At 62.8% G+C, this 22,067-nt stretch carries 19 protein-coding genes; 14 read left to right on the top strand and 5 right to left on the bottom strand.

Annotation, left to right across the window (positions count from 1 at the left end; translation table 11 throughout):
• The first annotated feature begins 236 nt into the window (after positions 1-236).
• The 8 genes from prmA (at position 237) to AC07S6_RS14500 (ending at position 10,718) form a co-directional block, all read left to right on the top strand.
• On the top strand, positions 237-1,115 hold the full coding sequence (prmA, locus tag AC07S6_RS14535; protein ID WP_034126418.1) for a 50S ribosomal protein L11 methyltransferase: 879 nt from the start codon (positions 237-239) through the stop codon (positions 1,113-1,115).
• 30 nt (positions 1,116-1,145) lie between these two features.
• On the top strand, positions 1,146-2,405 hold the full coding sequence (locus tag AC07S6_RS14530; RefSeq protein ID WP_495112523.1) for a DUF3426 domain-containing protein: 1,260 nt from the start codon (positions 1,146-1,148) through the stop codon (positions 2,403-2,405).
• A 185-nt stretch (positions 2,406-2,590) separates the two neighbouring features.
• Positions 2,591-3,604 (top strand): tRNA dihydrouridine synthase DusB, encoded by a 1,014-nt coding sequence (gene dusB / locus AC07S6_RS14525; RefSeq protein ID WP_181124984.1) that lies wholly within the window; start codon positions 2,591-2,593, stop codon positions 3,602-3,604.
• Positions 3,601-3,921 (top strand): DNA-binding transcriptional regulator Fis, encoded by a 321-nt coding sequence (gene fis, locus AC07S6_RS14520; RefSeq protein ID WP_002555375.1) that lies wholly within the window; start codon positions 3,601-3,603, stop codon positions 3,919-3,921. The genes dusB and fis overlap by 4 nt, the downstream gene beginning before the upstream one ends.
• An 82-nt stretch (positions 3,922-4,003) precedes the next feature.
• Positions 4,004-5,611, top strand: coding sequence for a bifunctional phosphoribosylaminoimidazolecarboxamide formyltransferase/IMP cyclohydrolase (purH, locus tag AC07S6_RS14515; RefSeq protein WP_127882089.1), 1,608 nt, complete (start codon positions 4,004-4,006; stop codon positions 5,609-5,611).
• A gap of 125 nt (positions 5,612-5,736) precedes the next feature.
• Positions 5,737-7,029 (top strand): phosphoribosylamine--glycine ligase, encoded by a 1,293-nt coding sequence (purD, locus tag AC07S6_RS14510; RefSeq protein WP_014716727.1) that lies wholly within the window; start codon positions 5,737-5,739, stop codon positions 7,027-7,029.
• 116 nt (positions 7,030-7,145) lie between these two features.
• The gene (locus tag AC07S6_RS14505; RefSeq protein WP_495112522.1) at positions 7,146-9,920 is read left to right on the top strand and encodes a hybrid sensor histidine kinase/response regulator; all 2,775 of its coding nucleotides are present in this window, start codon (positions 7,146-7,148) and stop codon (positions 9,918-9,920) included.
• A gap of 201 nt (positions 9,921-10,121) precedes the next feature.
• Positions 10,122-10,718, top strand: a complete 597-nt coding sequence (locus AC07S6_RS14500) for a MarC family protein (protein WP_003171467.1) — start codon at positions 10,122-10,124, stop codon at positions 10,716-10,718.
• On the opposite strand, the gene AC07S6_RS14495 is transcribed toward AC07S6_RS14500, so the two are convergent.
• The 5 genes from AC07S6_RS14495 to cobG all read right to left on the bottom strand — a co-directional run bounded on the left by AC07S6_RS14495 (position 10,715) and on the right by cobG (position 16,065).
• Positions 10,715-11,494, bottom strand: coding sequence for a hypothetical protein (locus AC07S6_RS14495; protein ID WP_197881158.1), 780 nt, complete (start codon positions 11,492-11,494; stop codon positions 10,715-10,717). The genes AC07S6_RS14500 and AC07S6_RS14495 overlap by 4 nt on opposite strands.
• A gap of 237 nt (positions 11,495-11,731) precedes the next feature.
• Positions 11,732-13,369, bottom strand: coding sequence for a precorrin-3B C(17)-methyltransferase (gene cobJ / locus AC07S6_RS14490; protein WP_197881160.1), 1,638 nt, complete (start codon positions 13,367-13,369; stop codon positions 11,732-11,734).
• Complete coding sequence (locus AC07S6_RS14485) at positions 13,369-14,100, bottom strand: precorrin-2 C(20)-methyltransferase (protein ID WP_197881162.1); 732 nt, start codon at positions 14,098-14,100, stop codon at positions 13,369-13,371. The genes cobJ and AC07S6_RS14485 overlap by 1 nt, the downstream gene beginning before the upstream one ends.
• Positions 14,100-14,726 carry a precorrin-8X methylmutase gene (locus AC07S6_RS14480; protein WP_197881164.1) on the bottom strand — a complete coding sequence of 209 codons (627 nt, stop codon included), beginning with the start codon at positions 14,724-14,726 and terminating at the stop codon, positions 14,100-14,102. The genes AC07S6_RS14485 and AC07S6_RS14480 overlap by 1 nt, the downstream gene beginning before the upstream one ends.
• Positions 14,719-16,065 carry a precorrin-3B synthase gene (cobG, locus tag AC07S6_RS14475; RefSeq protein ID WP_495112521.1) on the bottom strand — a complete coding sequence of 449 codons (1,347 nt, stop codon included), beginning with the start codon at positions 16,063-16,065 and terminating at the stop codon, positions 14,719-14,721. Before cobG ends, AC07S6_RS14480 begins: the two co-directional genes overlap by 8 nt.
• A gap of 38 nt (positions 16,066-16,103) precedes the next feature.
• Here cobG and cbiE point away from each other — a divergent pair, with 38 nt between their 5' ends.
• From cbiE to AC07S6_RS14445, 6 genes are all read left to right on the top strand, one after another.
• Positions 16,104-17,309, top strand: a complete 1,206-nt coding sequence (cbiE, locus tag AC07S6_RS14470; protein ID WP_495112520.1) for a precorrin-6y C5,15-methyltransferase (decarboxylating) subunit CbiE — start codon at positions 16,104-16,106, stop codon at positions 17,307-17,309.
• Positions 17,306-18,025, top strand: coding sequence for a cobalt-precorrin-6A reductase (locus AC07S6_RS14465; protein ID WP_495112519.1), 720 nt, complete (start codon positions 17,306-17,308; stop codon positions 18,023-18,025). The genes cbiE and AC07S6_RS14465 overlap by 4 nt, the downstream gene beginning before the upstream one ends.
• A gap of 482 nt (positions 18,026-18,507) precedes the next feature.
• A complete protein-coding gene (locus tag AC07S6_RS14460) occupies positions 18,508-18,900 on the top strand; it encodes a DUF2946 domain-containing protein (RefSeq protein ID WP_034126406.1) in 393 nt (130 codons plus the stop codon).
• Positions 18,901-18,947: 47 nt separating this feature from the next.
• Positions 18,948-19,430 (top strand): copper chaperone PCu(A)C, encoded by a 483-nt coding sequence (locus tag AC07S6_RS14455; protein WP_495112518.1) that lies wholly within the window; start codon positions 18,948-18,950, stop codon positions 19,428-19,430.
• A gap of 10 nt (positions 19,431-19,440) precedes the next feature.
• A complete protein-coding gene (locus AC07S6_RS14450) occupies positions 19,441-19,839 on the top strand; it encodes a DUF2946 domain-containing protein (RefSeq protein WP_072445925.1) in 399 nt (132 codons plus the stop codon).
• 93 nt (positions 19,840-19,932) lie between these two features.
• Positions 19,933-21,993, top strand: a complete 2,061-nt coding sequence (locus AC07S6_RS14445) for a TonB-dependent copper receptor (protein ID WP_198791518.1) — start codon at positions 19,933-19,935, stop codon at positions 21,991-21,993.
• Positions 21,994-22,067 lie beyond the last annotated feature (74 nt).

The raw sequence follows: 22,067 nt of genomic DNA, 5'->3' as shown, positions 1-22,067 counted from the left end.
CGGTTTTGTTGTTTATGGGCCACCGGCCCCTGATCGTTCCCACTCTCGGCGTGGGAACGCCTCTTGTGGCGCTCCGCGCCACGCCTTAACAACGGACGCGGAGCGTCCGAGGCGGCATTCCCACGCCGAGCGTGGGAACGATCGTCGGCGCAGTCGTCTTCTGGCTTGCTCTCGCGTAAACTTGCGCGCTTTCGCGGCCTGCCCGCCGCACATTCATTTTTTCAAAGGTGCCCGCCATGCCTTGGCTGCAAGTCCGTCTCGCCATCAGCCCAGAACAAGCCGAAACCTACGAAGACGCGTTCCTCGAAGTGGGTGCCGTGTCGGTGACCTTCATGGACGCCGAAGACCAGCCGATTTTCGAGCCGGAACTCAACACCACGCCGCTGTGGTCCCACACCCACTTGCTGGCCCTGTTCGAGGACGGCACCGACGCCGCTGCCGTGCTGGCCCATATGGAACTGCTCACCGGCAGCCCGCTGCCCGAGCATCACAGCGAAGTCATCGAAGACCAGGACTGGGAACGCAGCTGGATGGATAACTTCCAGCCCATGCGCTTCGGCCAGCGCCTGTGGATCGTGCCAAGCTGGCACGCCGCTCCCGAGCCAGACGCCGTCAACCTGCTGCTGGACCCGGGCCTTGCGTTCGGTACCGGCACGCACCCGACCACCGCCCTGTGCCTGGAATGGCTGGACGGCCAGGACCTGACCGACAGCAACGTACTGGACTTCGGCTGCGGCTCGGGGATTTTGGCAATCGCCGCCCTGCTGCTGGGCGCCAAGGAGGCCGTGGGCACCGATATCGACGTGCAGGCCCTGGAAGCCTCCCGCGATAACGCTGGGCGCAACAACATTGCCGAAGGCAAATTCCCACTCTACCTGCCTGAGGACCTTCCCCAGGTTCAGGCCGACGTACTGGTCGCCAATATCCTCGCCGGGCCACTGGTGTCGCTGGCGCCGCAACTGTCGAGCCTGGTCAAGCCGGGCGGGCGCCTGGCGCTCTCGGGCATCCTGGCCGAGCAAGGTGAAGACGTGGCTGCGGCCTACGCCAAGGACTTCGAGCTGGACCCGATCGCCAACCGTGATGGCTGGGTACGCATTAGCGGTCGTCGGCGCTAGAATGAGCGCTTGCCTGAATCGGATGACCGCATGACCGACAGTTTCGTCACCCAGTGCCCACATTGCCAATCGCGTTTTCGCGTCAACCACGCTCAGTTGAGCGTTGCCCGCGGCGTGGTGCGTTGCGGCTCGTGCCTGCAAGTGTTCAACGCCGCTCGCCAGTTGCTGGAGCAACGGGCCCAGGCGTCTGCGCCGGAGTCTGAAGTGCCGACCACCGCCGAGCCGGCCGCCGAACCGACTGTCGAAACGTCTCCCGAGCCACCGCGGGCCATCAGCCAGAAGCAGTGGACGGCCGAAGAGCTGGACCTGGATAACCTGGACAAGGAACTGGCCAGGCTGGAACGTCGCGAGATCCAGCACACCCAGGCAGTGGGCGCAGAACGTCGCCAGCCAGGCGCCGACCGTCGGCAAAAGGAAGAGTCCTTCAGTGCCAGCCGCGACACGGTCAAGGCCGAGGAAGAAAAATGGGCGGCCAGCCTGTTCAGTGAGCCACCCGAAGAGCGCGCCCAGGCACCAGAAGAAGAGCCCGAGCCGGTTAAGGCACCTGCGTCCAAACAGCGCACCGAACCGTCCATGTCCGCCCACGTCGACGAACTCGATGACGAACCAGCTCTGCACGCCACTACCGTGGATGACGACCTCGACCCGCCGCTGACACCCACTCGCGACGAGCACGATGAACCTGAACCCGAAGACCGCGCGTTCGCGCGCCGCAAGCGCCCGCGAACGGAGGCTGGTGTACACGACGAGTTACTCCAGGACCTGGAAGACGACCCCCTGCACCTGTATGCGCAGAAGCGTCCGTCAGGCTGGGGCCGCCGTCTGGTCTGGATACTGTTGGTAGTATTCGCCGCCGCAGGTCTGGCCGGCCAATACATCGCCTACCAGTTCGACGACCTGGCCCGCCAGGACGCCTACCGTCCCTGGTTCCAGACGCTATGCCCGAAACTGGGGTGCACCGTGCCATCGCGGGTCGACATTACCCACATAAAGAGCAGCAACCTGGTGGTGCGCAGCCACCCCGAGTTCGCCGGGGCACTGGTGGTGGATGCCATCCTCTATAACCGCGCGACCTTCTCCCAGCCCTTCCCGCTGCTGGAGCTGCGCTTTGCGGACTTGAACGGCAGCCTGATTGCCAGTCGTCGCTTCAAGCCCGCCGAATACCTCAGCGGCGAGTTGGCCGGCGTGAGCGAAATGCCCTCGCAAACGCCTATCCACATCTCCCTGGACATTCTTGATCCGGGCAATAGAGCCGTGAACTACAGCCTGAGCTTCCATTCGCCCGAGTAAAACGGCGTGCCCACCGAGGTTTGACGGCGGATTATTGACTTGGCCGCCGTCGACCAAACCGATGGCGATAAAAAAGTAACTGTTCAGATTTTATCCAATTCAGCCTTTAACCAGTCATCGAGAGCGGGTATCATGCCAACCCTTTTTCGAACTCTAATGATCCGGCCCCACAACAGGGAAGTCCTATGTCGGCGGTACGCATCGGCCCATACACATTGCAGAACGGCTTGATCCTCGCCCCGATGGCGGGTGTCACCGACCAGCCCTTTCGTCAGCTGTGCAAGCGTTTGGGCGCGGGTCTAGTAGTCTCTGAAATGGTTACCAGCGACATGAGTTTGTGGAACACCCGCAAGTCGCGGATGCGCATGATCCACGAAGGTGATCCCGAGCCACGCTCGGTGCAGATCGCCGGTGGCGATGCGCAGATGCTGGCGGATGCAGCCCGGGCCAATGTGGAGCTGGGTGCACAGATCATCGATATCAACATGGGCTGCCCGGCCAAAAAGGTCTGCAACAAGGCCGCCGGTTCCGCGCTGTTGAAAGATGAGCAGTTGGTCGCCGAGATCCTGCAGGCCGTTGTTGGCGCAGTGGATGTACCGGTGACCCTGAAGATTCGTACCGGTTGGGACCGGGACAACAAGAATGGCCTGACGGTGGCGAAGATCGCTGAACAGGCAGGAATTACAGCGCTGGCGGTGCATGGCCGTACCCGCGCCGACCTTTACACCGGTGAAGCCGAGTACGACACCATTGCCGCGATCAAGCAGGCCGTGTCGATGCCCGTCTTTGCCAATGGCGACATCGACAGTGCCGAGAAAGCCCGGCGCGTGCTGCACGCGACCGGTGCCGATGGCTTGTTGATTGGCCGGGCCGCCCAGGGGCGGCCGTGGATTTTTCGTGAAATCGAGCATTTCCTGCGTACTGGTGAAGTCTTGCCGGCACCAGAGTTGGTCGAGGTGGAACGTATTCTGCTAGAGCATCTGACCGCCCTGCACGCCTTCTATGGGGACGTGATGGGAGTACGCATTGCTCGCAAGCATGTCGGCTGGTATCTCGCCACCTTGCCGGGCGCCAAGGAATTCCGCGCTCAGTTCAATCGTTTGGATGAAACGCAGGCACAGGTCGCCACCGTTCGTGAGTTCTTCGCCGGACGCGACAAGAGCCTGGGAACAGGGGATGGAGAAGGGGTGGCCGCATGACGATGATGACCGAGACTTTAGTGAGTGGAACAACACCCGTGAGCGACAACGTCAATTTGAAACAGCACCTCAACACGCCCAGCGAAGAAGGCCAGACCCTTCGCGGGAGTGTCGAGAAGGCGCTGCACAATTATTTCGCCCACCTTGAGGGCGCTTCCGTCACGGATGTGTACAACCTGGTGCTCTCCGAAGTCGAGGCGCCCTTGCTCGAAAGCGTGATGAACTACGTCAAGGGCAACCAGACCAAAGCCAGTGAGCTGCTGGGCCTCAACCGTGGCACCTTGCGCAAAAAGCTCAAGCAGTACGATTTGCTGTAAGCATTCAATCAAACCAGAAAGGCGCCCGCGTAAAACCGGTCGCCTTTTTTGCTGACTTCCTTTGCTTTTGATGGAAATTGAGATGACCGACCAGACCACCCGCCTGCCGATCCGCCGTGCCTTGATCAGTGTTTCCGACAAGACCGGGATCCTTGAATTTGCCCGGGAGCTGGAAGCCCTGGGTGTGGAAATCCTCTCCACGGGCGGGACCTTCAAACTACTGCAGGACAACGGCGTGGCCGCAGTGGAAGTCGCGGACTACACCGGTTTCGCAGAAATGATGGACGGTCGCGTCAAGACCCTGCACCCGAAAATCCACGGCGGCATCCTTGGCCGTCGCGGCATCGACGACGCCATCATGACCGAGCACGGCATCAAGCCGATCGACCTGGTGGCCGTCAACCTGTACCCGTTCGAAGCCACCATCAACAAGCCAGGCTGCGATCTGCCGACCGCCATCGAAAACATCGATATCGGCGGCCCGACCATGGTGCGCTCGGCGGCCAAGAACCATAAAGACGTGGCCATCGTGGTCAACGCCAGTGACTACGCCAACGTCCTGGAAAACCTCAAGGCCGGTGGCCTGACCTACGCCCAGCGCTTCGACCTGATGCTCAAGGCGTTCGAACACACCGCCGCCTACGACGGCATGATCGCCAACTACATGGGCACCGTGAACCAGGCGGCTGACACCCTCAGCACCGAAGGCCGCAGCCAGTTCCCGCGCACCTTCAACAGCCAGTTCATCAAGGCCCAGGAAATGCGCTACGGCGAGAACCCGCACCAGAGCGCGGCGTTCTACGTGGAAGCCAAGCCTGCCGAAGTGGGCATTGCCACCGCGACCCAACTGCAAGGCAAAGAACTTTCCTACAACAACGTGGCCGATACCGATGCCGCGCTGGAATGCGTGAAGAGCTTCGTCAAACCGGCCTGCGTGATCGTCAAGCACGCCAACCCGTGCGGCGTGGCCGTCAGCCCGGACGCTGAAGGCGGTATCCGCCAGGCGTACGAACTGGCCTACGCCACCGACACCGAATCCGCATTCGGCGGCATCATTGCCTTCAACCGCGAACTGGATGCCGAGACCGCCAAGGCCATCGTCGAGCGCCAGTTCGTCGAAGTCATCATCGCCCCAAGCGTCAGCGAAGAAGCCCGCGCCATCGTCGCCGCCAAAGCCAACGTGCGCCTGCTGGCCTGTGGCGAGTGGTCGGCAGACCGTGCAGCAGCCTGGGACTACAAACGCGTCAATGGCGGCCTGCTGATACAGAGCCGCGACATCGGCATGATCGGCAGCCAGGACCTGAAAGTCGTGACCAAGCGCGCACCGACCGAGCAAGAGATCAACGACCTGATCTTCGCCTGGAAAGTGGCCAAATACGTCAAGTCCAACGCCATCGTCTACGCCAAGAACCGCCAGACCATCGGTGTCGGCGCTGGTCAGATGAGCCGCGTGAACTCGGCGCGTATCGCCGCGATCAAGGCTGAGCACGCCGGTTTGCAGGTGGTGGGTTCGGTGATGGCTTCCGATGCATTCTTCCCGTTCCGTGACGGCCTGGACAACGCTGCAAAAGCCGGCGTGACCGCCGTGATCCAACCGGGCGGTTCGATGCGTGATGCAGAAGTCATCGCCGCCGCTGATGAAGCTGGCATTGCGATGGTCTTCACCGGCATGCGCCACTTCCGCCACTGATTGATCGTTCCCACGCTCCGCGTGGGAACGCAGCCAGGGACGCTCCGCGTCCCTCGGACGCAGAGCGTCCGTAGAGGCATTCCCACGCAGAGCGTGGGAACGATCATCCTAACGAGGTTTTTGAAATGAATGTTTTGATCATTGGCAGCGGTGGCCGTGAACACGCCCTGGCCTGGAAAGTAGCCCAGGACCCACGCGTGCAGAAAGTCTTCGTGGCCCCCGGCAACGCCGGCACCGCCATCGAAGCCAAGTGCGAAAACGTCGCCATCGACGTGCTGGCCCTGGAGCAGTTGGCAGATTTTGCCGAGAAGAATGTTTCCTTGACCATCGTCGGCCCGGAAGTGCCACTGGTGGCAGGCGTCGTCGATCTGTTTCGCAGCCGTGGCCTGGACTGCTTCGGGCCTACCGCGGGCGCCGCCCAGCTGGAAGGCTCGAAAGCCTTCACCAAGGACTTCCTGGCTCGCCACAAGATCCCCACGGCCGACTACCAGAACTTCACCGAGATCGAGCCGGCCCTGGCTTACCTGCGTGAGAAAGGTGCACCGATCGTGATCAAGGCCGATGGCCTGGCTGCCGGTAAAGGCGTGATAGTCGCCATGACCCTGCAGGAAGCCGAAGACGCCGTGCGCGACATGCTCGCCGGCAATGCCTTTGGTGACGCCGGCTCGCGGGTGGTCATCGAGGAATTCCTCGATGGCGAAGAAGCCAGCTTTATCGTGATGGTCGACGGCAAGAACGTATTGCCGATGGCCACCAGCCAGGACCACAAGCGCGTCGGCAACGGCGACAGCGGCCCGAACACCGGCGGCATGGGTGCCTACTCCCCGGCACCCGTCGTAACCGCCGACGTGCACCAGCGCGTCATGGACCTGGTGATCTGGCCAACCGTTCGCGGCATGGCGGATGAAGGCAACGTATACACCGGTTTCCTCTATGCCGGCCTGATGATCGACAAAGCAGGTAACCCCAAAGTCATCGAGTTCAACTGCCGCTTCGGCGATCCGGAAACCCAACCGGTGATGCTGCGCCTGCAATCGAGCCTGGTGCTGCTGGTGGAAGCCGCCCTCGCCCAGGCCCTGGACAAGGTCGAAGCGCAGTGGGACCCACGCCCGAGCGTCGGCATTGTACTGGCGGCCGGTGGCTACCCTGCCGACTACGCCAAGGGCGATGTGATCGAAGGCCTCGACGCCGCCGCTGCGCTGGAAGGCAAGGTGTTCCATGCGGGCACCGCGCTCAAGGACGGCAAAGTTGTAACCGCCGGTGGCCGCGTATTGTGCGCAACCGCGATGGGTGCCAGTGTCGATGCCGCGCAACAACAGGCCTACAAACTGGCGGCGAAAATCGACTGGAAAGGCTGCTTCTACCGCACCGACATTGGCTACCGTGCCATTGCCCGCGAACGTGGTGAGAACAACTGAGCAGCTACACTTGCAGTAGCTATCCGTTCGGTTAGGTAAGGGCCTTTGGCCCTTGCCGTACCCTGTCGCCCCGCGCATAGTTAACCCGTGCATTCACCTACCGAAGGGATTTCGCCGTGCGCTGGCTCAGGATCGCCATAGGTTTCACAATCAGTCTACTGACCCTGCTCTGCTTGCTACCGGCCCAGGCCGCCGCACAAGGCAGTGGCTGGGCGGTATTGCTTGATGAACAGGCCGACCTGCAACTGAGCGACATCCGTTCCGCCCGCTATACCAATCAATTCAGCCCCATCGAACTGGACCGGATCACTGCCGCGCAGCCGGACGGTGCGTTGTGGGTGCGCTTCAGACTGCAACCCGGCAAGCACGAACAAGTGCTGCGGGTGTTTGCCCCGGACCTGTCCAGCCTGAGCCTGTACGTGCTGGACGGCGACACCCTGGTGGAGCAGCAAATCACCGGCACTCGCCAACCCCAGGCTGAGCGCCCGTTGCCCAGCAGTGACTTCATGTTACCGATGCCCCAGAGCCCGCGGCCCCTGGAGGTGTATTTGCGCCTGGTCTCGGAGCACGAACTGCGCCCTTACATCACCCTGGAACCGGCGGTGCTGGCCGCTGCCAACCAGAACCAGACATTGATCTACGGTCTGCTGTTCGGCGTGCTGTCGATGCTGATCCTGCACAACCTCACGCGCTTCGCCTACCACCGCTCGCGCAGTAGCCTGTGGCTGGCCGCGTGCGAATTCCTGTTGATGCTCAGCCTGGCGCTACTGCTCAACCTGGTGGGGCCGTGGCTGCCGAACTGGCACGCGATCCAGACCCCTGGCGCCTACCTGGCCCTACTGCTGACCGCACCCTGCGGGTTGATGTTTGCCTACCGCTTTTTCATGCCACTGGGCCCGCATCCGCTGAACAAAGTGTTGATGGCGGACATCCTGCTGATCGTCCTGTGCGGCTTGCTGTTGTTGTTCGTCAACACCTTGCCGCTGAACATCATCACCTATGCCCTGGTCGCGCTGGCGGGCCTGAGCATGCTGTTCGTCTCGGCCTATCATTGGCAAAAAGGCTACCGCCCGGCGCGCTTGTTCGTGGCGGCCATGGTGGTGTTCAACATCGGCACGCTGATCATCCTGCCCGCCCTGCTCGGCCTCACCCTGGTGGCGCCACAAGGCCTGATCGTCACCCTGCTGAGCTTTATCTGCCTCAGCGGCCTGCTGATGAGCCTGGCCCTCGGCGAGCGCCAGCGCGCCATTGTCGAAACCCGCTTCAGCCTGAGCCGCGACCTGGCGGCCAGCAACGCCGAAATCGCCGCCAAGGCCGAGTTCCTGGCGAAGATCAGCCACGAAATCCGCACGCCCATGAACGGTGTGCTGGGCATGACCGAGTTACTGCTGGGCACGCCATTGTCGGTGAAGCAACGCGACTATGTGCAGACCATCCACAGCGCCGGTAATGAGTTGCTCACCCTGATCAACGAAATTCTCGACATTTCCAAGCTCGAATCCGGTCAGATCGAACTCGATGATGTGCAGTTCGACCTCAATGCATTGATCGACGACTGCCTGAGCATCTTCCGCGCCAAGGCCGAGCAGCAGAATGTCGAGCTGATCAGCTTTATCCAGCCTCAGGTGCCACGGGTGATCAGCGGTGATCCGACGCGGCTGCGCCAGGCGCTGCTGAGCCTTTTGGAAAACGCCCTGCACAAAACCGATGAAGGCGAAGTGCTGATCGTCGTCGCCCTGGATGAGCGCAGCCCCAAGCCACGCCTGCGCATTGCCGTGCAAGACAGCGGCGTGCCCATGGAAGCCGCCGAACGCGACGCCCTGCTGCACAGCGAACTGCACAGCAAGAACTTCCTCTCGGCGACGCGTTTGAGCGGCCACCTGGGCCTGGTCATTGCCCGCCAATTGATCCTGTTGATGAACGGCGAGTTCGGCATCAAAAGCGGCAGTCACCAGGGCAGCACCCTGTGGCTGACCCTGCCCCTGGACCCGGAGCGCCTGGAGCATCCGACCAGCGACCTCGACGGCCCGCTCAAGGACGCCCGCGTACTGGTGGTGGACGATAACGACACCTGCCGCAAAGTGCTGGTGCAGCAGTGCACGGCCTGGGGCCTGAACGTCAGCGCCGCGCCTTCGGGCAAGGAGGCCCTGGCGCTGCTGCGTACCAAGGCGCACCTGCGTGATTACTTTGACGTGGTGCTGCTGGACCAGAACATGCCCGGCATGACCGGCATGCAACTGGCGGCGAAGATCAAGGAAGATCCGAGCCTGAACCACGACATACTGCTGATCATGCTCACCGGCATCAGTAACGCGCCGAGCAAGATCATTGCGCGCAACTGTGGGATCAAACGCATTCTCGCCAAGCCAGTGGCGGGTTATACCCTCAAGACCACCTTGGCCGATGAGCTGACCCAGCGCAGCAAAGGCGCCCTCGTTGCACGCCCGGCCCCCAGCGCACCGGCAACCATTACCGTGCCCAGCGATTTCCGCATCCTGGTAGCCGAAGACAACAGTATCTCCACCAAAGTGATTCGCGGCATGCTCGGCAAGCTCAACCTCAACCCGGACACCGCCAGCAACGGCGAAGAAGCGCTGCAGGCAATGAAAGCCCAGCGTTATGACCTGGTATTGATGGACTGTGAGATGCCGATCCTCGATGGTTTCTCCGCCACGCAGCAACTGCGGGCGTGGGAAATCAGCCATCAACGCGTGCGCACGCCGGTGGTGGCGCTTACCGCGCATATCCTGTCGGAACACAAAGAACGCGCACGCCAGGCGGGCATGGACGGGCATATGGCCAAGCCGGTGGAACTGTCGCAACTGCGCGAGCTGGTGGACTACTGGGTGGCGCAGCGCCAAGAGCGCCCTGAGCACAGCACCCTTTCCTGATCATCGTTCCCACGCTCCGCGTGGGAACGCCGCCCGGGACGCTCCGCGTCCTGCTTGAACGCGACGCAGAGCGTCACTGGATGCATTCCCACGCAGAGCGTGGGAACGATCAGCAGAGCGTGGGAACGATCAGCCAGCTCCCACATTTGATCTGTGTCGGATAGACTCCTCCACACTTTCCCCGCCCGCGAGCCGCCCCACATGCTCCATGTGTTGTTCAGCGTTTACCTGAAGATGCTGGTGCTCTACAGCCCGTTCTTTGTGCTGTCCTGCTTTATCAGCCTGACCCGTGGCTATTCCAGCAAGGAGCGTCGGCGCCTGGCGTGGAAAGTTGCACTGGCCACCCTGGTATCGAGCGTGCTGCTCTACCTGTTTGGACGGGTGATTTTCAGTGTGTTCGGCATTACCGTCGACGCGTTCCGTATCGGCGCCGGCAGCGTGTTGTTTATCTCCGCATTAGGCATGGCCCAGGGCAAGTCGGCGGTGCAGACCGACAACGTGCAGCAGGACGTGACCATCGTGCCGCTGACCATCCCCCTCACCGTCGGCCCCGGCACCATTGGCGCCTTGCTGGTGATGGGCGTCAGCCAACCGCACTGGGACGACAAGCTCACCGCCATCCTCAGTATTGCCCTGGCCAGCCTGACGGTGGGCGTGGTGCTGTACCTGTCCAACCGTATCGAACGCATTCTCGGCGACCAGGGCTTGCAGATTGTCAGCCGGTTGATGGGCCTGTTCGTCTGCGCCCTGGCCGCGCAAATCATTTTTACCGGGGTACGCGGCTACCTGGTGCCCTAGATCCGGTATTTGGCGATAGCCATTTCCACTTTGTCACCGGCGCTTTCGCGCATCAGTTGGATGGTTTTCTCGTTGACCATCGAGGTATTGAGCACCAGGCAAGTCTGCCCGCTGAAGGCCTCGAACGAGGAGCTGTCCCACTCCAGAAAGGGCAGGCCCACCTGTTTATCCACACCATGGGTGCTGTAAGTCACCAGCACCATGATCAACTCGCCGTCTGTTTCAGCGCAGGAGGCCAGGCCGAAATCGCCGCCTTCACGCACCGCGCAATTGCGCTTGAACAGCTCGAAAGACGCTGGCTGGCGCTTCAGAGCGTCCAGCGCATCGGCGGCCAGCTTTGGCAATGCGCTGAGCAATGGCCCGGACAGCGCGGTAGACGTCAGCATCGAGGCGATGATACTCAGCGCCGCCAGTTGCACCGTCAGGCCCTTGCCCGCACGCGAGACTCGCTCAAAGCGACTGCGCAGCGGCAGCCACCCCAGGCTGACCATCACCTTGATAAATTCCTCGTACCACGCCTCGCTGCCTCGCTGGACGTTCAGCACATCGCTCACATAACTGCTGGCCAGCAGATAGCTTTTGCGCACGTATTCCCGATTCAACGCCGACAAGCCTTCGGCAAACGAAATCACGCCGTTGTTGACCACGGCCGCATTGCAATCATCCTCGCTATCCAACACTGCCGTGGCCTGCCTGGCAGGTGCGCCCGGCAACTTGTAGGCGGCAATCAACTTGCGCCTTTTTTTGCTGTTGATCCTTTTGTGACGTCGCTCCATTTTCTGTTCTCCACAAGCACCCCACATGGGGCTTGCTTCCACACTAGTCCAGGGAGCGGCGGGGTTTCCATGCGACAAACATCCCTTGGCCTGCCCCGCCCAAAACCAGCGTCCAGCAATGACAAGGCGCAGCGGGCAGGCGTGCGGTTTTCATCGCATAAAAAAGAAAAAGCTCCGAACAACGCCAGGGGAATCCCTGGGTTATTCGGAGCTTTCCGGCAGCCAACGGGGCTGTTTTCAGGAGTTGGGTTTATCGCCATACCAACGTGGTGTGTAAACCCACTCGCCGCCACCCGCGCGCGGGAACACACAGGTGGTGGATGAACCGATCAGCACCATGGTGCGCATGTCCACCTGCTCGGGCGTCAGTTGCCCCAAGGTAGTGACGCGCAGCGTCTGGCCTGGACGGCCGATGTCACGGCCCAGCACTACCGGCGTCTGCGGCGTGCGATGCAGCGCGACGATCTCCAGGGCGCGCCCCAGTTGCCAAGGCCGCGACCGCGAGATCGGGTTGTAGAACGCCAAGGCCAGGTCGGCCTGGGCAGCCAGGTCCAGGCGTTTTTCGATGATCGACCAAGGCTTGAGGTTATCCGACAGCGACATCACACAGAAGTCATGCCCAAGCGGCGCGCCTGCCTGGGCGGCGGTGGCCAGCGAGGCGGAGACCCCTGGCAGGATTTCCAGGTCGACCTGATGCCAGGCCGGCTCGCTGGACTCGTGCAGCGCCTCGATCACCGCCGCGGCCATGGCGAATACACCCGGGTCACCAGAGGACACCACCACCACCGAGCGGCCTTGCGCAGCTAGCTCGAAGGCGTGGCGGGCGCGCTGCATTTCTTCGCGGTTGTCGGTGCAGTGTTGCACTTGATCGTCACGGAACGGCCCGGCCATGCGCACGTAGGTTTCATAGCCCAGCACATCGGTGCAACGCGCCAGTTCCGCCTTCACCGCCGGAACCATCAGTTCAGCGGCACCGGGGCCCAGGCCGATCACCGCCAGACGCCCGCGAGGGCGCCCAACCTGTGACAGGTCCAAGGGCTGCTCGGCCACGGTAATACTGATGTCCGCAACGGGTGTCAGCGCGGCAAAGCGCAACGGTACACCCAAGGCCGACGCGGCCTCATGCAAGGACGCGTCAGCCATCTGCAGGTCGCTGGCCAGCAGGCAGGCCAGAGATTGCACGGCCACGCCCGCCTTCTGCAACGCCGTGCGCACACGCTCGGCCAACTGCGCACCCGGCCGGCAGGTAACGTAGACATTCTGCGGGTAAATCAGCAACTCGTTGGCTGTCGGTGTGCGCTCGGCACTGCCTACATGAATCGCCAGGCGCGCTTGTTGATCCTGAGGCAGGTTAGCGTCCTCCAGCCATGGCGCCGTGCCTTCGATACGCACGCTTTCGCCGGCCAGAAGGTCGGAGACAAAGCGTTTGCCCAACTCGATATCGGCCAATTGATAGCCCGCTGGTGGGTTGAGCAGGCAGGTGCCAAAGCGCAACTCGCCGCTGGTGGTGATGGCGGCAGGCACGCCGAGCGCTGCGGCAATGTCGCGCGCCATCAGGTTCACGCCACCCAGGCCACCGAGCAATGGCACCACGGCGCTGCCGTCTTCAGCCACGGCCAGCACGGCGGGCTCTTCGCCCTTTTCCAGCAGCAACGGCGCCAGGGTGCGGATCACAATGCCCGCAGCACACAGGGCAATCAGTGGTGTGCCCTGCTGATAGAGCTGACGCAAGGTCGCGCCGAATTCGCTGTAGGTACGGTCTGCACCTTCAACCCGTGTGGCCAAACCGTGGATCAACGCGCCGGGGTAAACCTGCTGGAGCTTGCGCGCAGTCGCCAGGCTGCCCTGGCCCAGAATCACAATCGCCGGGGTCATCAACCTTGCCACCGTTCACCGGGCACGATGATCAGTGAGAAGTACGGCGAAGACGCCGGGTCCACCTGGTCCAGCGGCACAATCTTCTGGTTGGCCATGGTCGCGCGCTCCACATACAGCGCCCGCTCGGCCAGACCCAGTTCTTCCAGCACCTGGCGCACTTTCGGAAAGTTGCGCCCCAGCTTCATGACCACGGCGGCATCGGCATCGGCCAAGCGACGCTTGAGTTCGTCGTGGGGCAATACGCCCGAAAGCACCGACAAGCTCTGGTTGCGATACACCAACGGCGCGCCGAGTACCGAGGCACCACCGAGCATCGAGCACACGCCTGGAATCACCTCGGCGTCGTAGCGCTCGGCCAGGCGGTCATGCAGGTACATGTAGGAGCCGTAGAAAAACGGGTCACCTTCGCAGATCACCGCCACGTCGCGGCCCGCGTCCAGGTGCGCGGCCACGTCGAGGCTGGCGTTGTCGTAGAAGTCGCTGATCACTTGCTCGTAGGACAGCGGCGCGGGCAGCACTTCGGTGGTCACCGGGTACACCAGCGGCATCAGGGTCTGTTGTGGCACCAGGTGGTCCTCGATGATGCCGAAGGCGTTGCCCTTCTTGCCCTTGGCCACGAAGTACGCCACCACCGGCGATTCGCGCAGCAAGCGCAGAGCCTTGACGGTGATCAGTTCCGGGTCGCCGGGGCCTACGCCCAGGCCAAGCAAACGTCCGCGCACCTGCATTATTCGACCTCCGTGGCCAGGGCATTGACGGCGGCAGCAGCCATGGCGCTGCCGCCCAGGCGACCTTGCATGATCACGTACGGCACCCCACGGCTGTCAGCGGCGAGCATGGCCTTGGATTCGGCGGCGCCGACAAAGCCCACCGGGAAACCCAGGATCAACGCCGGTTTCGGCGCGCCGGCGTCGAGCATTTCCAACAGATAGAACAACGCGGTCGGCGCGTTGCCGATCACCACCACACTGCCTTCCAGGTGCGGGCGCCACAGTTCAAGGGCGGCGGCCGAACGGGTGTTGCCCAACTCCCGCGCCAGCTCCGGCACGCTGTCGTCGCGCAGGGTGCAGATCACTGGGTTATTGGCTGGCAGGCGTGCGCGGGTCACGCCTTCGGAGACCATCCGCGCATCGCACAGAATCGGCGCGCCAGCGGCCAACGCGTCACGCCCGGCCTTGCCGGCCCCTTCGGAGAATTGCAGGCCGTCGATGGCTTCGACCATGCCGCACGCATGAATCACCCGCACCGCGAGTTTTTCCAAATCAGCCGGGATGCGGTCCAACTTGGCTTCCGCGCGAATAATGGCGAAGGAGTTGCGATAGATCTCCTGACCGTCGCGGATGTAATCAATCATCGGTGTTGCTCCGTGGACGAGCGCGCAACAGGGCGCCCGCCGCTTCAATGGAAAGAGTGCGCGCGTGCAGCCGGCCAAAACCAGGCTGGGCTGCATCGCGAAAATAGAGGTCGTAGTGGCCGGGGCTCACCGCCAGCAAGGTGACTGGCGCGGTGTGCGCGGCAGCGCAGGAGCGCGGACAGCCGGACAGATGCACCTCAACGCCCGGTTGCAGAGCGGCCAGTTGCACGGCGTCGGCCTTGGTGTCGGCCAGGCCTTTTGCGCAGCCGCTGGAACCGGTGCAGGCAATCATGCGCGCCAGCGGGTGGCCGAGCGAGCAGATAAAGCCCAGTTGCGCCAGGCGCTCGGTCACGGCGTGAGGCTTTTCGACGTTGGGCACCAGCACGCCTTGCCAAGGGGTGAAGCGCAAGGTGCCGTCCCCATAGTCACTGGCCAGTTGTGCGGCGCCCTTGAGCATTGCCGGGGCCAGGCGGCCCAAGGGCGCGAGGGCGGCGACGTAGAACTGATTCTTTTGCACTTGTGGATAAGTGCCCACCTGGAGCGACGCGTCGCTGGGCGGGCGTGTGAAGCCGTCGGCTGGCAGCAACGGCAAGCGCAAATGGTTCAGCACGTTATCCACCGGCAAATGGCGCATGCGCGTTTGCTCTGGGGTGGCGAGGTCCAGAAAGGCTTCCAGCACTGCCACTACCAACTCAAGGCCTTGGCCCAATGGCACGGCGGCCAGGGGCGCATCCAGGCCCGGACAGCCGGCCAGGCCAAACGCGAGCAGGGTTTCGCCATGGCGTATGAAGGCCGACAACCACAGGTCGTGGTGATGCTCGAGCATCGCCAGGTCTTCGCCGCCATCGAGTTGCACCGCGAACTTGGCCGACAGCTCATGGAAACGCGGATGGTTCTCCAGGGTGGCGAGGATCTGCGCGGCCAGAGGGCGGGTGTCGAACAACATCTGCGGGTCGATGCCGGCGCTGGGGCTGAGCATCAGGTTGCGCACGTCGTCACCGCCCGCGTTGCTAGGGCCCAGGCCCGCCGCCAGCAGCCGGGCGATCAACGCCTCCTGCTCGGCGCCGATGCCGCGGATCTGCAGGTTGGCGCGGTTGGTCGCCTCGATCACCCCGCCCGCATACGCCTGGGCCGCGTCCGCCACGGCGTGGGCCTGGGCGGCAGTGATCGCGCCGCCCGCCAATTTGACTCGGCAAATGCCGCCGTCCAACGCCTGCACAATACGCAGCAACCCCGGACAAGCCGAGGGGCGCAAGGTATTCACAGCGGGCGTTGGGTTCACGGGGCTACCGGTTGACGGGTAAAGGCGCGGTATTATGCCTGCTTTGTCCGGCGGCATGAAAAGCCTGCCCGTCGGATGTCGTTCAAGGAATTGATATGTCGCCCTGGCTGACGGTTGTAGGCATCGGTGAAGACGGCTTCAAAGGCCTGGGCAGGAATGCCCGGCATGCCTTGCTGCGCGCCAAGCGGATTATAGGTGCTCAGCGCCAGTTGGACCTGCTGCCGCAGTGTATTGGTGGCGAGCGCCAGCTGTGGCCGAGCCCGTTTTCCCTGGAGCCGGTGTTGTCGCGGCGTGGAGAGCCTGTGTGCGTATTGGCCAGTGGCGACCCGATGCTCTATGGCGTCGGCGCCAGCCTGGCCCGGCAAGTGGCGGCTGAGGAGTTGACGATTTTGCCAGCGCCCTCGTCGGTATCCCTGGCGGCGGCGCGCTTGGGCTGGCCGTTGCAGGAGGTGGTGACATTGTCGGTAGTGGCGCGGCCATTGGCGGCAATCAACGCGCATTTGGCCAGTGGCGTGCGCTTGTTGGTATTGAGCAATGACGGCAGCAGTCCCGCCTTGATTGCTGCGTTGTTAACCGAGCGCGGTTTTGGCCCCAGCCGCATCAGTGTGTTTGAACACCTGGGCGGCCCGGCTGAACGGCGTATCGACGGGCACGCGCAAGCGTGGGAGCACATTACGGTTGCCGATTTGAACCTGGTCGCCATCGACTGCCTGGCGGATGCGAACGCACCGCGTCTGTCGCGTCTTGCCGGCTTGCCGGACTCAGCCTTCAAACACGATGGCCAACTGACCAAGCGCGATGTGCGCGCCATGACCCTCGCCCGCCTCGCGCCCATGCCGGGCGAACTGTTATGGGACGTGGGCGCGGGCAGTGGCTCCATCGGTATTGAATGGATGCGCACCCATCCCAGCTGTCGTGCCTTGGCGATTGAAGCCGACACCGGCCGCCAAGGCCTGATCGAACACAACCGCGACGCCCTCGGGGTGCCCGGTCTGCAACTGATTCGCGGCAAGGCGCCGGAGGCGTTAAGCGGCCTGGAAACACCAGACGCCATCTTCATCGGCGGCGGCGTCACCCGCGACGGCGTGCTCGATACCTGCTGGCAACACCTGCGCCCCGGTGGCCGCCTGGTTGCCAATGCCGTGACCCTGCAAAGCGAAATGACCTTGATGAACTGGCGTGCCGAGCATGGCGGCGAACTGACCCGCATCCATGTGGCCCAGGCGCAGCCCTTGGGCGAGTTCGATACCTGGCGCCAGGCGCTGCCGATCACGTTGCTGGAAGTGATCAAGCCGCTATGAAAAGAATTCTGCTGCTGGGCGGCGTCACGGAAGCGCTGGCCATCGCCCGCACCTTGGGGCCTGAACACGTCTACAGCCTGGCCGGCGTGGGCCGCGTACCCACCGACCTCACCTGCCAGGTGCGGGTCGGCGGCTACGGCGGTAGTGAAGGCCTGGCGCAGTTTGTACGTGCCGAACGCATCAGCCTGATCCTTGATGCTACGCACCCGTATGCGGCGCAGATCAGCCGCAACGCGGCCGAGGCTGCAAGGGCATGCGGCGTACCTTGCTGGGCATTACGCCGCCCGGCCTGGCAGCCGCAGCCGGGGGATGACTGGCGAGAGGTCGCCGACTGGGCCGAACTGGTCGAAGCGCTCAAACCCTTCAAGCGCCCGCTGTTCACCTTGGGTCGCGAACCTTTGCAGCACCTCGACGAAATCCCCGCCGAGCAGTTCTGGACATTGCGCGCGCTGGATGTGTATCCGGGCAACAAGCGCTGTGAAGTGATCGGCGCACGCGGGCCGTTCCTCATCGAGGACGAGCGGGCGTTATTCGAAGAACGGCGAATTGATGTGCTGATCAGCAAGAACAGCGGCAGCACCGCCACCGAGCCGAAGCTGGAAGTGGCGCGTGAGCGTGGGGTGCCGGTATTGGTGTTGAAGCGGCCGGTGTTGGCGGCGGTGCATCGAGAATTTACGGCAGTGCCAGCGTTGCTACAGGCAATCGCTGTTCTCTAAACACCACCTATCCAATGTGTGCGGGCTCGCTCGCGAAGGCAGTGTGTCGGCCAAAACATCCAGCGACTGACACACCGCTTTCGCGAGCAAGCCCGCACACACTTTGGAATTGCGTTATCAAATGACGGTAGTAGATCAGCCAGCCAAGGCGCTAGCTCAATCAACTGCGCAACCATTGGCTGGAAAAAGCCCTATACCTGACTTGATCGTTCCCACGCTCCGCGTGGGAATGCATCCTGTGACGCTCCGCGTCACGGCTTTAAAAGCGGACGCAGAGCGTCCAACGCGGCATTCCCACGCAGAGCGTGGGAACGATCAGCCCGCCTGGTGCGCCGCGTCCTTTCTGCAAAATTGGCAAGCGGCCGTTCTCGTCTATCCTCAAACCCAACACTGCGACACCAAACCACACCCGCCCTTTTTACTTATCCCCCCCGATCAGGCTAAATACCCGCCTGATCGTTTAACCCTACGGATTATCCGCCATGGCCCGTCAACGCTTTGCAATTGCCTGGATCGCCTGCCTTGCAGTGCTGTTCAATGCGTTTGCCATGCCGTTGGCCAGTGCGATGCAGCAGACCGATGACCCGGTCAAGCGTCTGATGTGGGGCGGGTTCTGTTCGTCCAATGGCGCGAGCCTCAAGGCGATTGCCCTGGGCAAGCTGGAAATTCCCGCACCGCCGGACGATCACTCCGCCATGCAGCATTGCTGGTGTTGCTCGGGTTCGGCGCCGTTGGTGGCGCTGCCGGGGCATGTGCCGCAGTTGTATGTGACGCGCTTCGAGGCGGTGCAGAACTTGCCGCCGCGCTTATTGCGCAATCCAACCCCGCGCCAGCAATGGCCGAGCCTTAACCCCCGCGCTTCTCCAACGGTCTGATCTTCTTCGCAAGTGAACTGCGTTTAGAACCGTTCTGGAGAACTGCCATGCTTAAATCTTCCCTGCTTCTGGCTGCGTTGCTGCTGCCGGTGTTCAGTGCTGCCAATGCCGAAGACTACAAGGCCGGAGACTTGGAGGTCAGCAATCCCTGGTCCCAGGAATTGCCGCCGAATGCGCCAACCGTCGCGGCGTACTTTGTGATTCATAACACTGGCGAGACGCCGGATCGCCTGCTCAGTGCCGAGACGCCCTTGGCGGAGAAAGCCGAATTGCATGAGCACGTAATGCAAGGCGATTTGATGAAGATGCAACAAGTGCCCAGCGTCGCCGTACCGGCCAAGGGTGAACTGACCTTCGCGCCGATGGCCTATCACGTCATGCTGCTTGGCCTCAAAGACCGCAGCCTGCTGGCCGACGGCAAGCAATTCCCGCTGACCCTGACCTTCGAAAAAGCCGGCAAGGTCGAGGTGCAAGTGTCGGTACAGAGAATGCCACCGATGGCCGGCCACGAGCACATGCACGCCCAGTAAGCCAACCTCGATGGGCGCCCCTCGCGCCAGGTTGTCTCCCCACCGCCGCCTGATGCGCGGCAGTTGGATCAGCCTGTTCGCCATGCTGATGATCTTTATCGGTCCGCTGATTTCCCAAGCGATGCCAATGGATCATCACGCCAGCATGTCCATGACCATGGACATGCCCAACTGCCATGGTGAACCTGCGCAGCACAGCAAAGCCCCCGACGAGCATCATGTTCTCTGGGAAAAATGCGGCTATTGCAGCTTGCTGTTCAGTTGCCCGGCCCTGCCCGGCAGCGTCTCCTACGTAACCCTCGGCACCCCGCCGCCCGCCAACGCCCTCACACCCGCCACGCGCCTGGGCCATGCCCGGCAGAGCATCTTCCCCGGCGCCCGTAGCCGTGCGCCGCCCATCGTTTCGTAAGCCCTTCACAGCGTTACTTCACCCCGGCCGACTTTAGACAGACAGCCGCAGGCTGCTGGCCGTGTTGTTTACGATTGATTGATGGAATTTGTCATGTCCAGGTTTTCTGCTGACACCCGTTTGGGAAGTACTGCCCTGCTCACCGCGTTATGCGGTGCACTATTGGCTGCCCACGCTCACGCCGACGAGCATGAGCTGAGCCCCACGGTCATCACCGCTATTGCCCCCAGCTCACCGCTGACCGTGGTCACCAACCCCAAAGACCCGCGCCAACCGGTGCCCGCCAGCGATGGCGGCGACTACCTCAAGACCATCCCCGGCTTCGCCCTGGTGCGCAACGGCGGCACCAACGGCGACCCGGTGCTGCGCGGCATGTTCGGCTCGCGCCTGAATATCCTCACCAACGGCGGCATGATGCTCGGCGCCTGCCCGGGCCGCATGGATGCGCCAACTTCGTATATTTCGCCGGAAACCTACGACAAGCTCACCGTGATCAAAGGCCCGCAAACCGTGCTCTGGGGCCCGGGCGCGTCAGCGGGCACCATCCTGTTCGACCGTGAACCCGAGCAATTCGGCGAGCTGGGCACGCGGGTCAACGCCAGCGTATTGGCCGGTTCCAACGGGCGTTTCGACAAGGTCATCGATGCTGCTGCTGGCGGCCCATTGGGCTATGTGCGCGTGATCGGCAACCAGGCCCATGCCGACGACTACAAGGACGGCAACAACGACACCGTCGCCTCGCGCTATGACAAGTGGAACGGTGACGTCGCTGTGGGCTTCACGCCCGATGCCGACACCCTGCTGGAACTCACCGCCGGGCGTGGCGATGGTGAAGCGCGCTACGCCGGTCGCGGCATGGACGGCTCGCAGTTCCTGCGCGAAAGCCTGGGGCTGCGTTTCGAGAAATCCAATATCGGCGAGGTGCTGGATAAGGTCGAGGCCCAGGTCTACTACAACTACGCCGACCATGTGATGGACAACTACAGCCTGCGTGTCCCTTCGGGCACCGGCATGATGGCGGGCCCCATGGCGTCCAACGTCGACCGCCGCACCCTTGGCGCACGCATCAAGGCCACCTGGCGCTGGGCGGATGTGCAATTGATCAGCGGCCTGGATGCGCAGACCAATGAACACCGTGCGCGCAGCAGCATGGGCATCGACACGTATAAGGATTTGCCGCGCAACAAGGACGCCAATTTCCACAACTACGGTGTGTTCGGCGAACTGACCTGGTACGCCGCCGACAACGATCGCCTGATCACCGGCGCGCGCTTGGACCGCGCCTCGGCCAAGGACTTCCGTCAACGCACCGGCTCGGGAATGATGTCGCGCCCGAACCCGACCGCCGGCGACACCCGCGCCGATACATTGCCCTCGGGCTTTGTGCGTTATGAGCACGACCTGGCGGACAGCCCCACCACGCTGTATGCCGGCCTGGGCCACGCGGAACGTTTCCCGGATTACTGGGAACTGTTCTCCCCCAACACCGGCGCGGCCGGCTCGGTGAATGCCTTCGACGGCGTGAAGCCGGAGAAAACCACTCAGCTCGACTTCGGTGCCCAGTACAAGAGCGCCGACCTGGAAGCCTGGGTGTCGGGCTATGTCGGCCAGGTGCGCGACTTCATCCTGTTCGACTACAGGCCCGGCATGATGGGCACCACCTCCCAGGCGCGCAATGTGGACGCACGCATCATGGGCGGCGAAGTGGGCGCAGCGTACAAGCTGAGCCAACACTGGAAAGCCGACGCCAGCCTCGCCTATGCCTGGGGCAAGAACAGCAGCGACGGCAAGGCCCTGCCACAAATGCCACCGCTGGACACGCGCCTGGGCCTGACCTACAGCGAAGACGATTGGAGCGCTGGTGCGTTGTGGAGGGTGGTCGCGGCGCAACACCGTATCGATCCAAACAAAGGCAACGTGGTCGGCAAGGACTACGACAAGAGCGGCGGCTTCGGCGTGTTCTCGCTGAACGCGGCCTACCGCATCAACAAGCACTTCAAGGTCAGTACCGGGGTCGACAACCTGTTCGGCAAGGCTTATGCCGAGCATCTGAATCTGGCCGGTAACGCAGGCTTCGGTTACCCAGCCAACGACCCGCAGGCCATCAAGGAGCCGGGGCGTACGCTCTGGACCAAGGTGGACATGAGCTTCTAAAAGCGTCGCAGGCAAGCCTGCGCCCACAGGTGGATTACAGTCCCCTGTGGGAGCTGGCTTGCCTGCGATGGCGG

The organism is Pseudomonas sp. GW821-FHT07B01, from assembly GCF_059419065.1.
The sequence above is the reverse complement of the archived record's forward strand: the minus strand, read 5'-3'. Positions and strand labels throughout refer to the sequence as shown.